The organism is Psychromonas sp. CD1 (genome assembly GCF_002239585.1).
GTDB lineage: Bacteria > Pseudomonadota > Gammaproteobacteria > Enterobacterales > Psychromonadaceae > Psychromonas.
On record NZ_NDFH01000003.1, the window covers coordinates 201624 to 213933 of the forward strand.

Consider the following 12310-nt stretch of genomic DNA (forward strand, 5'->3'; position numbering starts at 1 on the left):
TGTGTCGAGGCCCCATGAGTATTAAGAAAGTAAACCTATTAGATTTAAACCGAGATGGTTTACGTAAATTTTTTGTTGATATGGGTGAAAAAGCCTTTCGTGCAGAGCAGGTAATGAAATGGATTTATCATTACGGTTGTGACGATTTTGAAAAAATGAGTAATATTAATAAAAAACTGCGTGAAAAATTAGCCTTGCATGCAGAAATTGTTGCGCCAGAAGTTCGTGTTGAGAAACGCAGTAAGGATGGAACTATAAAATGGGTCATGACGGTTGGAGATCAAGATATTGAAACGGTTTATATCCCAGAAAAAGATAGAGCAACATTATGTGTGTCATCACAAGTTGGCTGTGCTTTAGAATGTAACTTTTGCTCTACCGCACAACAAGGATTTAATCGAAACTTAACCGTTTCTGAAATTATAGGCCAGGTTTGGCGTGCGGCTAAAATTGTAGGCGTACAGGGTGAAAGTGGTAAGCGACCAATTACTAATGTTGTCATGATGGGTATGGGCGAGCCTTTACTTAATTTAAATAATGTTATACCTGCAATGGAATTAATGTTAGATGATTTTGGTTATGCTTTATCGAAACGTCGGGTTACACTGTCAACGTCTGGTGTTGTACCTGCATTAGACATTTTAGGCGATCGTATTGATGTTGCTTTAGCCATTTCATTGCACGCTCCAAATGATGAGTTGCGTTCGCAAATGATGCCTATTAATAATAAATATAACATTGCAGATTTTTTGGCTGGCGTTAAACGTTATATGCAAAAATCAAAAGCGAATCGAGGTAAAGTAACGATCGAATATCTTTTATTAGATAATGTTAATGATTCGACAGATCAAGCTCATGAGTTGGCTATTTTATTAAAAGATACTCCATGTAAAATCAATCTTATTCCTTTTAATCCATTTCCTGACAATGATTATAATAAACCCAGTAATAGTCGAGTGGATAGATTTAATAAAGTATTAATGGAATATGGCTATACGGTGATTGTGCGTAAAACTCGTGGTGATGATATTAATGCCGCTTGTGGGCAATTGGTGGGGGACGTTATTGATAGAACCAAACGAACATTAAAAAAACGTCAAAGGGGTGAAAGTATAGACGTTTCAGAACGTTAAAATATAAAGTTTTTTTAAAAATAAATGTTCAGCTATAATAAACAGCAATTGGATTTACTTCTCTGTGTCAGTGAAAAGCGAGCATATTGTCAAAAAAGAAAATGAGCGCAAAAGTAAAATAATACCAGTCTCCTCAACAGAGACTATCGTGGCTTCTCTTTTATTAACCTATTCTGCTGATTGTTGGACTGAAATAAAAGATGCTGAGAATAAACGTGTTGCTTTTGGTTTATATGAAAAAGGGCGTGTTTTAACTTTACAAGGTGTGCCTCCCTTTCAATTGACATTAGGCGATCCTAGTGTTGTTGCAATACAATATCAGCATGAGATTGTTACATATAAGTTTGATGCTGGCAAAAGAGCCGTATTTACCTTACCTATGACTTGATTTTCTCTCACGAACATAAAATCCAATATAAAGAGTAATAAACCAATGAGCCATACTTCTTCTCTCATCCGCCGAGTATCTAAACAGATCATGGTGGGAAATGTTGCCGTTGGTGGTGATGCCCCGATATCAGTCCAATCAATGACTAACACCTTAACGACAGACGTAGATGCAACTATTGCGCAAATCAAGCGTTTAGAAGCCGTTGGGGCTGATCTGGTGCGTATTGCTGTGCCGACGATGAATGCGGCGGAAGCCTTTAAAGAAATAAAAAAACGCACTTCTTTACCTTTGATTGCAGATATTCATTTTGATTATCGTATCGCGTTGAAAGTGGCTGAATATGGTGCGGATTGTTTGCGAATTAATCCTGGGAACATCGGTAATGAACAACGTATACGTAGTGTGGTTGATTGTGCTAGACATTATAATATACCCATTCGAATTGGTGTTAATGGTGGATCCCTAGAAAAAGATATCCAAGAGAAATATGGAGAGCCTACCGCTGCCGCTTTAGTTGAGTCTGCAATGCGCCATGTTGATATTCTACAACGTCTTAATTTTGATGAATTTAAAGTGAGCGTGAAAGCATCCGATGTATTGCTAGCGGTTGAATCGTATCAATTATTGGCGAAAGAGATCCAGCAACCGTTACATTTAGGTATCACTGAAGCGGGAGGCTTGCGCAGTGGTAGTGTAAAATCTGCTGTCGGACTGGGAATGTTACTTGCGCAAGGTATTGGTGATACATTGCGTGTATCGTTGGCCGCTGATCCGGTTGAGGAAATTAAAGTCGGTTTTGATATTTTAAAATCTCTGCGTATTCGTAGCCGAGGCATTAATTTTATTGCTTGCCCCACATGCTCTCGGCAAGAATTTGATGTAATAGCCACCGTAAATGAATTAGAAAAACGTTTAGAAGATGTGCTAATACCGATAGACGTCTCTATTATTGGCTGTATTGTTAACGGACCGGGTGAAGCCCTAGTGTCTGACATTGGAATCACCGGAAGTAAACATAAAAGTGCTTTTTATGAAGATGGCAAACGACAGAAAGAACGCTTTGATAATGATAAAGTGATTGACCAGTTAGAGGCAAAAATTCGCGCACGGATAAGCCGTACAGATCCTAAAAATTTAATTCTGAAAGTTTAATATTATAGAAAAGTTCCTGAAAAGTTCCTTATGTTTACATCTTAGGGGCTTTTTCGGTATAATATTTTTTTATTTTTTACTTATTGCATGAGAAATTATTGTGGCAAAAAAGATCCAAGCTATACGTGGAATGAATGATACCCTTCCTGATCAAACCCCTGTTTGGCAAAAATTAGAATCATTATTACGACAAGTTGTAAGTAGTTATGGTTATTCTGAGATTAGGATGCCGTTAGTAGAAAGCACTGATCTATTTAAACGTTCGATAGGTGAAGTAACTGATATCGTTGAAAAAGAGATGTATACATTTGATGATAATGGCAATAGTTTAACGTTACGCCCTGAAGGCACAGCGTCTTGCGTTCGTGCGGGTAATGAGCATGGTTTATTGTATAATCAAGAACGTCGATTATGGTATACCGGTCCCATGTTTCGTCATGAGCGTCCACAAAAAGGTCGCTATCGACAATTTCACCAATTTGGGGTGGAAACGTTTGGGATGGCAAGTGCGGATATCGATGCAGAAATTATTTTACTTTCGGCTCGCCTATGGAAAAAACTAGGTATTGATAAGCATGTTGAATTACAAATTAACTCTTTGGGTTCAAATGCTGCACGTGCTCATTATAAGGAGGTTTTGGTTGCTTTTTTAGAGAAGCACGAAGCGCAATTAGATGACGACAGTAAACGACGTATGAAAACGAATCCGATGCGTGTATTAGACAGTAAGAATCCTCAAGTACAAGCATTATTAGTGGATGCACCTAAGCTGTCTGAATATTTAGACGACGAATCTATCGAGCATTTTAAGCAGTTACAAAAATATTTAGATGCTGCGGGTATTAAATATGTACTCAATGAACGTCTAGTGCGTGGTTTAGATTATTATAATCGTACGGTTTTTGAATGGGTCACTTCAAGTTTAGGGGCACAAGGTACAATTTGTGCTGGGGGACGTTATGATGGTTTAGTCGAACAATTAGGTGGTAAAGCCACCCCAGCAGTGGGATTTGCGATGGGACTTGAACGTATTGTTTTAATGTTAAATGAACTTGAACTCAATAATGATGTCCCATCTGATGTTGACATTTATAGTGTGCTTGTTGGGGATAAAACAGATCTTGCAGGATTTAAAATGGCTGAGCTTATTCGCACTGAATTACCACATCTTAAAATAATGCATCATTGTGGAGCTGGAAATTTTAAAAAGCAAATGAAACGAGCGGATAAAAGTGGGGCGCGTTTAGCTTTAATTATTGCTGAAGATGAATTACAAGATAACTGTGTCACAATTAAAGATTTATCAGGCAAAACAGATCAAAAAACGATTGAAATGGATAGCCTACTTACTGTATTACCTACTTATTTTTAATAAATAAATTATAGAGGACAGAGCGTGGTTGATATTATTGAAGGGTATGAAACAGAAGAACAACAAGTTGATGCAATAAAAGGATATTGGAAGAAATACGGTAATATCTTGATTATTAGTGCGGTTATTATTTTAGCTGCTTTATGGGGATGGCGTTTTTATCATACGTCTTCAGCGCAATCGCAAGAGGAAGTGTCGCAAGAATATACGGATATGATGATTAAATTTGAAGCGCAAGGTAAAGATAAAGATTTTACGGCGATTAAAGAATTTATCAGTGCTCATAATGATAATAATTATGCATCGTTAGCCCGTCTTTCTTTAACGAAAGAAGCTATCGTGCAAAAAGATTTTAAGTTAGCAAAAAAACAATTACAACAACTCCGCCCGTCTTTCTTTAACGAAAGAAGCTATCGTGCAAAAAGATTTTAAGTTAGCAAAAAAACAATTACAACAACTCCAAGTTAGTGAGCATTATGCGATGTTAAATCCTGTGATCAACATACGTCTGGCACGTGTAGAAGCACAACTTAAAGAATATGACCATGCACTACAAACACTCGCATTAGTCTCTGAAAAAAGTTTTATGGCACAAGTAGAGCAAGTTAAAGGCGCTGTTTATTTGTTAAAAGGTGATTTGGGAAATGCTCGTTTAGCATTTAAACGAGGTATTGAAGCGAGTCAGGGCCATGTAGATCCGTTATTACAGTTACAGTTTAATGACTTAGCAATTGCTGAGCCAGATAGCGCATCCGCGCCTATTCTTAAAAAATAGCACGGGACGGAAATAAATGAAGCATCGCATTAAAAAACTTGTTTGCATTGGAATCAGCGCTTTTTTGCTTAATGGTTGCTCTGTATTTTCAAGTGAAAAAGATGTTGTAGAAATGGCTGAATTGCCTGTTTTCGACGCGACTTATCAACCTAAAATTGCTTGGTCACAAAACATCGGTTCGGGAGTTGAGACATATTTTTCTCAACTACAACCTAATGCGGATGAAAATTCACTATATGTCGCATCGAGAGAGGGGCTGATAAAAGCATTCTCGGTTGATACTGGGAAATTAAAGTGGTCGGTAGATTTATCTAAAATAAAAAATAATCGATTGAATCGCTCCGCTCGTTTTTCTGGTGGTATCACCGTTGCGGATGATATGCTATTGATTGGCACGGAAAACGCGCAAGTATTTTCTTTGGATAAATATACGGGTGATTTGCTTTGGTTGGCTCAGGTACGAGGTGAAGTACTTGCTCAGCCAGCTTATTCGATGGGCATAGTAGTGATACATACAACGCGAGGCGATTTAACTGCGTTAGATAGTCTTACGGGTAAGGAACTGTGGACGTTAAGCAATAAACTTCCAAAATTAACGTTACGTGGCAGTTCAACGCCGGTGATAGAGCAAGGTGCTATTGTCTATGGACGAGCAGATGGATTTATTGCTACAACATTATTGAAAAATGGACAACCCCTTTGGCAACTTCCGGTGGCTCGTCCATTTGGTGCCACCGAGTTAGATCGTATCGTTGATGTTGATGTACAACCCATTATACATAACGGTATTGTTTATACTTTTGCATACAATGGAAATCTATTAGCCATTGATTTATTTAAAGGGCAGCAACTATGGTCTGGAGAATACTCCGGATATAATGATTTAGCCTTATCAGGTAAAACATTATATCTTACTGATCAACGCGGTTATGTTTTTGCCGTGGATAGTGAAACGGGTAAGCAGTTATGGGTCAATAAAAAACTTTCCTACCGCCATTTGACAGGGGTAACGATTGCTAATCAATATATCGTTATTGGTGATGCAGAAGGTTATTTACATTGGTTAGATAGGGAGAATGGGCATTTTGTCGCCCAACAGCTTATCGATGAAGATGGATTATATCGAGCACCTTTTGAAACGAATAATTATCTTTATTTACAAACTCGTAGCGGTAAAATAGTCGCAATAGAAAAGCCATCGTTTAATAAGAAATAGTAATATTGTGCTCAACACGTATAATAGCCCCTCGCCTTGTTTGTCGAGGGGCTTTTTTGTATAGGATTATATCAATATGTTACCAGTGATTGCCTTAGTGGGGCGCCCAAATGTGGGTAAATCAACGTTATTTAATCGTTTAACACGCACCAGAGATGCGCTTGTTGCGGATTTTCCAGGTTTAACGCGAGATCGTAAGTACGGTCAGGCAAAACTTGACGAAGATGAATTTATTGTTATTGATACCGGAGGTATCACTGGTAATGAAGAGGGGATTGATTCCCTGATGGCTGGACAGTCATTACTTGCGATTGATGAGGCTGATGCCGTATTATTTATGGTTGATGCTCGTGTCGGTCTGATGGTAGATGATCACGCGATTGCAGATTATTTGCGCAAGCAAGAGAAAAAAGTATTTTTAGTGGCGAATAAAACCGACGGTATTGATGCAGATAGTGCTTGTGCTGAGTTTTATGCACTTGGACTTGGTGAGGTTTACCATATAGCAGCAGCTCATGGTAAAGGTATCCGTAAAATGATTGATACCGCACTGGATGGTTTTTTTGATCATTCTGAAATCATCGATGCCGATGCGGAATTTGAATTTGAGGCTGAGTTTGTTGATGATGAAGAGAAACTTTTACAAGAGCAACAACGTTTAGCCGCATTACCGATTAAGCTTGCCATCATTGGTAAACCTAATGTTGGGAAATCAACACTGATTAATCGCATTTTAGGTGAAGAGCGCGTGGTTGTTTTTGACCAACCAGGAACGACTCGCGATAGTATTTATATTCCTATGACGCATGGTGATCGTGAATATATTTTAATTGACACAGCGGGTGTGCGCAAACGTAAAAAAGTCAATGAAACGGTTGAAAAGTTTTCAGTGATTAAAACGTTAAAAGCCATTGAAGATTGTAATGTTGTTTTATTGCTCATTGATGCAAAAGATGGTATCGCAGAGCAAGATTTGTGTTTGTTGGGTTATACATTAAATGCCGGGCGTTCTTTAGTTATTGCGGTGAACAAATGGGATGGAATGACGGATTACGATAAAGAGCGTGTTAAAACAGAGCTTGATCGTCGTCTTGGTTTTATTGATTTTGCGAAAATTCATTTTATATCGGCATTACACGGCACAGGTGTAGGACATTTGTATGAATCGGTTGAAGAAGCTTATGACTCGTCAACTAAACGTATTTCTACCTCTATGTTAACACGCATTATGATAATGGCAGTCGGGGATCATAATCCTCCGATGGTACAAAGTCGTCGAGTTAAATTACGTTATGCGCATGCAGGGGGATATAATCCACCATTGATAGTTATCCATGGTAATCAGGTTAAAAAATTACCGGATTCATATAAACGTTATTTAATGAATTATTTCCGTCGCTCCCTGAAAATTATGGGTACACCTATTCGTATAGAATTTAGAGAAGGCTCAAATCCATTTGAAGGGCGTCGCAATAAATTAACACCAAATCAAATGCATAAACGTAAACGCATGATGACGTTTCATAAAAAGAAAAAAAAATAAAGTAGATTTAAATAATGCGATATGAATAAAATCTAATCGCACATTATCCGATATCTAATAGGGCTATAGTTATAACCTTATTAGATATTTTTTTGTTTTAAATAGTCAGTCGCATAAATAATAATACGTATACTTCGGATATTGTTATCTGCATTGTTTGGATACGCACAATAACGTTTTTGTGTTGAAAATATAATTGGCTTAAGATAAAAAAGTTTGTGGCTTGATAATATCAAACCGGTTTAGTGGCTTGATATTATCGGTTTATATTATTTTTTTTCAGTATTATTAAGCTGGAAAACACGATTTACTTTTTTTACACCATCGATATTACGTGTAATATTTGTGGCATATTCAGCCATTTCTTTATTCAGTTTCGCAATCAAAAAGACTTCACCATCCTCTGTGACTACTTTTATTTTTAAAGGATTTATTTTATCATCACTCGTAAATTTACTTTTTACTTTTGTGGTGATCCAAGTGTCTTTACTTTGTTGTGCAAAATCAATGGGGCCTCTGATACGAAGTTGATTATAAACGGATTTTACACCTTTTATTTTTTCTAGCTGAGCGCCGATATTATCTTTGGTTTGTGTGTCACTTACTTGACCCATGACTAATAAATAGCCACTATTAGTAATGAAATTAATGCGTAAATCAGAGCGAGGTATGTCAAGTTTATTGATAGTGTCTAATGCATCACTCGAGAGTTGACCATCATCAAATTGTTCAGTGATGCTACGTTCATCACTGTTAAGGTAGACTGCCGTGCCTGCTACGACAATAAGTGCACCGGCACAGCCTTGTAATTGTATTAGGATTAAAAGAGAGAAAAGTGTTTTTAAATGTATTTTCATAATATTACTCTGTTTTCAAAAAAAGTTGTTGATCGATAAGATCACTTAAACAGTTAATTACCAGAAGATGAACCTCTTCAATACGAGATCGTTTATCACTTGGTGCGCGTATTTCTATATCTTCAGAGCCCAATAAACCCGCTAATTCACCGCCATCCATACCGTTTAAAAGTACAAGTTGCAGGGATTTGCTGAGTGCAGTCTCAACCGCTCGAATCATATTACGGCTATTACCACTATGGCTTATTGCTATGAGTATATCGCCACTTTGGGAAATAGCAGAAAGTTGCTTCGCATATATTTCCTCAAATTGGTTATCTGTAGAGATAGCTGAAATTAATACAGAGTCCGTAGTGATAGCAATAGCAGGTAAAGCAGGTCGATTAGTTTCATATTTATTAACAAGGTGTGATACAAATATTTGTGCTAAGGCTGCTGCGCCTCCATTACCACAAACAAGTATCTTATTGCCACGTAGTAGTGTTTTACTTATGGCGATGGCTGCTTTTTCGATGCTTTCAGGTAAGGCTTCTGCTGCCACGATTTTAGTTTGAATGCTTTCTGCAAAATGTGCTTGTATAGTTTTATTTATCATTGAATTATGCCATATTATACTTGGAAAGCGTCTTGGATCCAAAGAGGTGATGTGACGCTATCATCAATGGCAATTACATCAAAACGACAATTATATTCGTTTTTTTGTTCTGCCAAAAAAAACTCTGCTGTGGCGATTATTTTACGCTGCTTTACTCTATTTATCGAGGCTAAAGCTCCTCCGAAGGTATTATTTTTTCGATAACGAACTTCAATAAATACCAGTGTTTGTTTATCGTGCATGATTAAGTCGATTTCGCCATAGGGACAATAATAATTTCGATGCAGAAGTTGTAAGCCTTGCTTTTGTAAATGAAGCAAGGCTTGTAACTCGGCTTTATCGCCCGTTAAATTACTTGGCTTGCGTCGGCGAAGGTACGTCAAACATAACTCCATTTTCAAATCTAGCCCAAGATAATTTGGCTTGAATTAAATTATTTTCATTAACAGAAAGAGTACCGATAATACCATCATAAGTTGTTTTGGGATCATGTTGTAATAATACTAATTGGCCAATGAGTTGGTAGCTGTCAAAACCTAAAGCAAAAAGACGTAGTGTATTAAAGGAACTATATTTCCATGCTTTTTGAATTGCACTTAAACGCTCTTTATCTTGGGTTAATAAGAAAGGAGAATCGGAAAAGGTTAATTTAGAAAGCTCTTTGTTTTGTTTACTACGATCGAAGCTATTACTGCGTGAATTTGCATAAAGCGGAATACTTTTATCAAAAGGACTCACGGAAACATCGATAAAAGGTTTTAATAAAATAAGCTCATCACGCTTACTAATGATATAAATAGCATCTATGTCTCTACGGCTACGAATTTCAGTTTCTAAGGTGAGCTGAGTGATTATTTTCATTTGTGCAATACGACGTTTACTTGCATCACTTTGTAAAACTTTTTCTACAAAGGTGCCTAATTGGTGTTTATCGGTGAAATAGTAGCGTTCAACGGTTTTTTTATCTGCTGGGTGTAAGGCTTTCCATTTTCGACTAAAAGCCAAACTAACCCGTTTTCCGTAAGAGCCTTTTGGAGCAAGAACCAAAGGATTCTTATGTTGTTGATAGGTGATGAGCTCTGCCGCTTGCTTCGCCTCTTCTTCAGGGGAAAGAGGAAATGCATAATGTAGTTGTACTTCATCAAGCGATGTTGTGTCATTTTTTGACTGCAGTGCATTAAATGCCAGTGTCGGAATATCTTCAATTAAAGGTAGTAGTGTTTGTATGTTTGCTTTTAAGAGTGGTCCAATAACAAAATCAACTTTATCAAGTCTTAGCTGTTTTTCAATATCTTGCATATTTTGACTTTGGCTGTCATAGAAGAAAATCTTAGGACTCGTTTTGTCTTGCAATAAATTGTCTTTCTGTTGCTGTAATTGTTGATAAAAAGCATCTAACAAACCAGCTTGAATCGCACTTCCTTGTCGTTTAAAACGGCCTGACAGAGGTAATATAACTGCTATTTTCCGAGGGCGGTAAGGGCTCAATGTATCTATATTGAGTAATTGTGATGGCAGAAGTGTCGCGGCAGGATGCATCGGATTTTTAGTTTTCCAAGAATCAACTTTACGTAATAATTCATTGGGTTGCAACTTGTAACTTTGGTAAAGCAGAGCTAAGTCATACCATGCTTTTTTGTTTTTATCGATGTCTGTTAGATTACTACTTTGTCGTATTAGTTGATTTAAATGCTCTGAGGTTAAAAGAGAAAGTTGATTAAGCAAATGATCGTGTTGTTCTTGTTTGATTGTTGTTTCACTTAAAAGTGGCAATAAAGAAAAAATATTTTTAGTCGCGTCTAAATGTGCTTCTGCAGTGATATATAAATTAATTTGTAATTGATAAAAATGTATTAGACCAAGATCGGGTAATGTTGTTTTATTGATATAATCGAGTGTGATTTGAGCTTCATTAAAATCATTATCTGCATAAAATTTATCCGCTATTAAAAGTGTCAAAATAGCCTTTTCTTGAGGGGATAATACTGCTTGTTGTAGGTAATCAATAATCGGTTGAGCCAGCATTAATTTTTGTTCTTTGATCAATGCTTGTAAGGTGACAAATTGCCACTGTAAACGTGTCGTATTATTAGCAATTTTGTTTTTTTCAAGGTAATAGCTCGCATTTTCGGGTAAATCAGAAAATACGGCGGGTGGAGAATTATCTTGCATTGAAAGCGAAGTACTACATGCACTCAAAATACAAAGACATAATACGACTCCTAAAAGTCGGTAATTAAGTTTTTTAAAAGTAAAAAAGTTCAAAATATTATCCTTTGATAGACCTCAAAATAAGCAAATAAATTTGGCGGTAGGTAACCCATAAATTTGGCGGTAGGTAACCCTAGCACTATAGTGTAATATTGTGGCTTCGGTTAAACAATATTATTTTATTAAGGTGACCCAATGTCTGAAAACAGTCAGATTTTATCATCATTTCCAGCAAAACTTTATATCATTGCGACACCGATAGGAAATATTAGTGATATTACCTATCGTGCCATTGAAACATTGCAACGGGTCGATATTATCGCGGCGGAAGATACACGCCATAGTGGTAGATTATTAAGTCATTACCAAATAAAAAAACCAATGATAGCATTGCATGATCATAATGAACGTGAACGAAGCAAAATGTTGATAGGAAAAATTAAAAACGGTCAAGCAGTGGCGCTTATCTCGGATGCAGGTACGCCATTAATTAGTGATCCTGGTTATCATTTAGTGAACGAATGTCGAGCCTCAGGTGTTGATGTTGTGCCGATACCTGGACCATCAGCGGTTATCACTGCTTTAAGTTGTGCGGGTCTTGCTACGGACCGCTTTACTTTTGAAGGTTTTTTGCCCGCAAAAGAAAAAGGTAAACAAGATAAATTAAAGGCATTGATTGAAGAAAAACGTACGATGGTATTTTACGAATCGCCCCGACGTATTATTGACACTGTTAAGCAGGTTATCTTGATTTTTGGTGCAGATCGTAAACTGGTAATTGCACGAGAATTAACCAAAGCCTTTGAATCTTTTTATTCATTGACTGCATCAGAGATGCTTATATGGTTAGAGAAAGATACTAATCATTGTCGTGGTGAGTTTGTGTTAATAATTGCAGGGGCAAATCTACAAGAAGACAGTCTTCCGCAAGATGCACTAAATACATTACGATTGTTAAAAGAGCAGCTACCCTTAAAAAAAGCGGCTGCTTTAACCGCACAAATCCATCAGCAAAAGAAAAATGAGCTTTATAAGTGGGGATTAGACCATTTATAACTTTCATCA

At 37.0% G+C, this 12310-nt stretch carries 13 protein-coding genes; 9 read left to right on the forward strand and 4 right to left on the reverse strand.

Annotated features, from left to right (window positions below; all coding sequences use genetic code 11):
- The first annotated feature begins 14 nt into the window (after positions 1-14).
- The 8 genes from B8W84_RS02280 to der all read left to right on the forward strand — a co-directional run bounded on the left by B8W84_RS02280 (position 15) and on the right by der (position 7582).
- Positions 15-1133: a bifunctional tRNA (adenosine(37)-C2)-methyltransferase TrmG/ribosomal RNA large subunit methyltransferase RlmN gene (locus B8W84_RS02280; RefSeq protein ID WP_094751717.1), complete on the forward strand. Its 1119-nt coding sequence runs from the start codon at positions 15-17 to the stop codon at positions 1131-1133.
- Between the two features lie 64 nt (positions 1134-1197).
- Positions 1198-1521 (forward strand): DUF4115 domain-containing protein, encoded by a 324-nt coding sequence (locus tag B8W84_RS02285; protein WP_180706018.1) that lies wholly within the window; start codon positions 1198-1200, stop codon positions 1519-1521.
- A gap of 45 nt (positions 1522-1566) precedes the next feature.
- The gene (gene ispG, locus B8W84_RS02290; RefSeq protein ID WP_094751719.1) at positions 1567-2676 is read left to right on the forward strand and encodes a flavodoxin-dependent (E)-4-hydroxy-3-methylbut-2-enyl-diphosphate synthase; all 1110 of its coding nucleotides are present in this window, start codon (positions 1567-1569) and stop codon (positions 2674-2676) included.
- Positions 2677-2776: 100 nt separating this feature from the next.
- Positions 2777-4048, forward strand: coding sequence for a histidine--tRNA ligase (hisS, locus tag B8W84_RS02295; protein WP_094751720.1), 1272 nt, complete (start codon positions 2777-2779; stop codon positions 4046-4048).
- A gap of 24 nt (positions 4049-4072) precedes the next feature.
- Positions 4073-4480, forward strand: a complete 408-nt coding sequence (locus tag B8W84_RS08090) for a YfgM family protein (RefSeq protein WP_257797887.1) — start codon at positions 4073-4075, stop codon at positions 4478-4480.
- Positions 4464-4823: a tetratricopeptide repeat protein gene (locus tag B8W84_RS08095; protein WP_257797888.1), complete on the forward strand. Its 360-nt coding sequence runs from the start codon at positions 4464-4466 to the stop codon at positions 4821-4823. Before B8W84_RS08090 ends, B8W84_RS08095 begins: the two co-directional genes overlap by 17 nt.
- A gap of 16 nt (positions 4824-4839) precedes the next feature.
- A complete protein-coding gene (gene bamB, locus B8W84_RS02305) occupies positions 4840-6039 on the forward strand; it encodes an outer membrane protein assembly factor BamB (protein ID WP_094751721.1) in 1200 nt (399 codons plus the stop codon).
- A gap of 76 nt (positions 6040-6115) precedes the next feature.
- On the forward strand, positions 6116-7582 hold the full coding sequence (gene der / locus B8W84_RS02310; RefSeq protein ID WP_094751722.1) for a ribosome biogenesis GTPase Der: 1467 nt from the start codon (positions 6116-6118) through the stop codon (positions 7580-7582).
- A gap of 269 nt (positions 7583-7851) precedes the next feature.
- On the opposite strand, the gene B8W84_RS02315 is transcribed toward der, so the two are convergent.
- From B8W84_RS02315 to B8W84_RS02330, 4 genes are read right to left on the reverse strand one after another with little or no spacing between them, the layout of a single operon-like run.
- On the reverse strand, positions 7852-8439 hold the full coding sequence (locus tag B8W84_RS02315) for a BON domain-containing protein (RefSeq protein WP_094751723.1): 588 nt from the start codon (positions 8437-8439) through the stop codon (positions 7852-7854).
- Between the two features lie 4 nt (positions 8440-8443).
- Positions 8444-9031 (reverse strand): D-sedoheptulose-7-phosphate isomerase, encoded by a 588-nt coding sequence (locus tag B8W84_RS02320; RefSeq protein WP_374220145.1) that lies wholly within the window; start codon positions 9029-9031, stop codon positions 8444-8446.
- A 17-nt stretch (positions 9032-9048) separates the two neighbouring features.
- Positions 9049-9417 (reverse strand): YraN family protein, encoded by a 369-nt coding sequence (locus tag B8W84_RS02325; RefSeq protein ID WP_257797889.1) that lies wholly within the window; start codon positions 9415-9417, stop codon positions 9049-9051.
- Positions 9386-11299 carry a penicillin-binding protein activator gene (locus B8W84_RS02330; protein WP_094751726.1) on the reverse strand — a complete coding sequence of 638 codons (1914 nt, stop codon included), beginning with the start codon at positions 11297-11299 and terminating at the stop codon, positions 9386-9388. Before B8W84_RS02330 ends, B8W84_RS02325 begins: the two co-directional genes overlap by 32 nt.
- 141 nt (positions 11300-11440) lie before the next feature.
- Between B8W84_RS02330 and rsmI the strand changes: the two genes are divergently transcribed.
- A complete protein-coding gene (gene rsmI / locus B8W84_RS02335; RefSeq protein ID WP_094751727.1) occupies positions 11441-12301 on the forward strand; it encodes a 16S rRNA (cytidine(1402)-2'-O)-methyltransferase in 861 nt (286 codons plus the stop codon).
- Positions 12302-12310 lie beyond the last annotated feature (9 nt).

What these genes read in the sequence shown, in the direction of transcription:
- B8W84_RS02280 (WP_094751717.1), top strand. Translation starts at nt 15, where the DNA reads ATGAGTATTAAGAAAGTAAACCTATTAGATTTAAACCGAGATGGTTTA.
- rsmI (WP_094751727.1), top strand. Translation starts at nt 11,441, where the DNA reads ATGTCTGAAAACAGTCAGATTTTATCATCATTTCCAGCAAAACTTTAT.
- ispG (WP_094751719.1), top strand. Translation starts at nt 1,567, where the DNA reads ATGAGCCATACTTCTTCTCTCATCCGCCGAGTATCTAAACAGATCATG.
- der (WP_094751722.1), top strand. Translation starts at nt 6,116, where the DNA reads ATGTTACCAGTGATTGCCTTAGTGGGGCGCCCAAATGTGGGTAAATCA.
- B8W84_RS02315 (WP_094751723.1), bottom strand. Translation starts at nt 8,439, where the DNA reads ATGAAAATACATTTAAAAACACTTTTCTCTCTTTTAATCCTAATACAA.
- bamB (WP_094751721.1), top strand. Translation starts at nt 4,840, where the DNA reads ATGAAGCATCGCATTAAAAAACTTGTTTGCATTGGAATCAGCGCTTTT.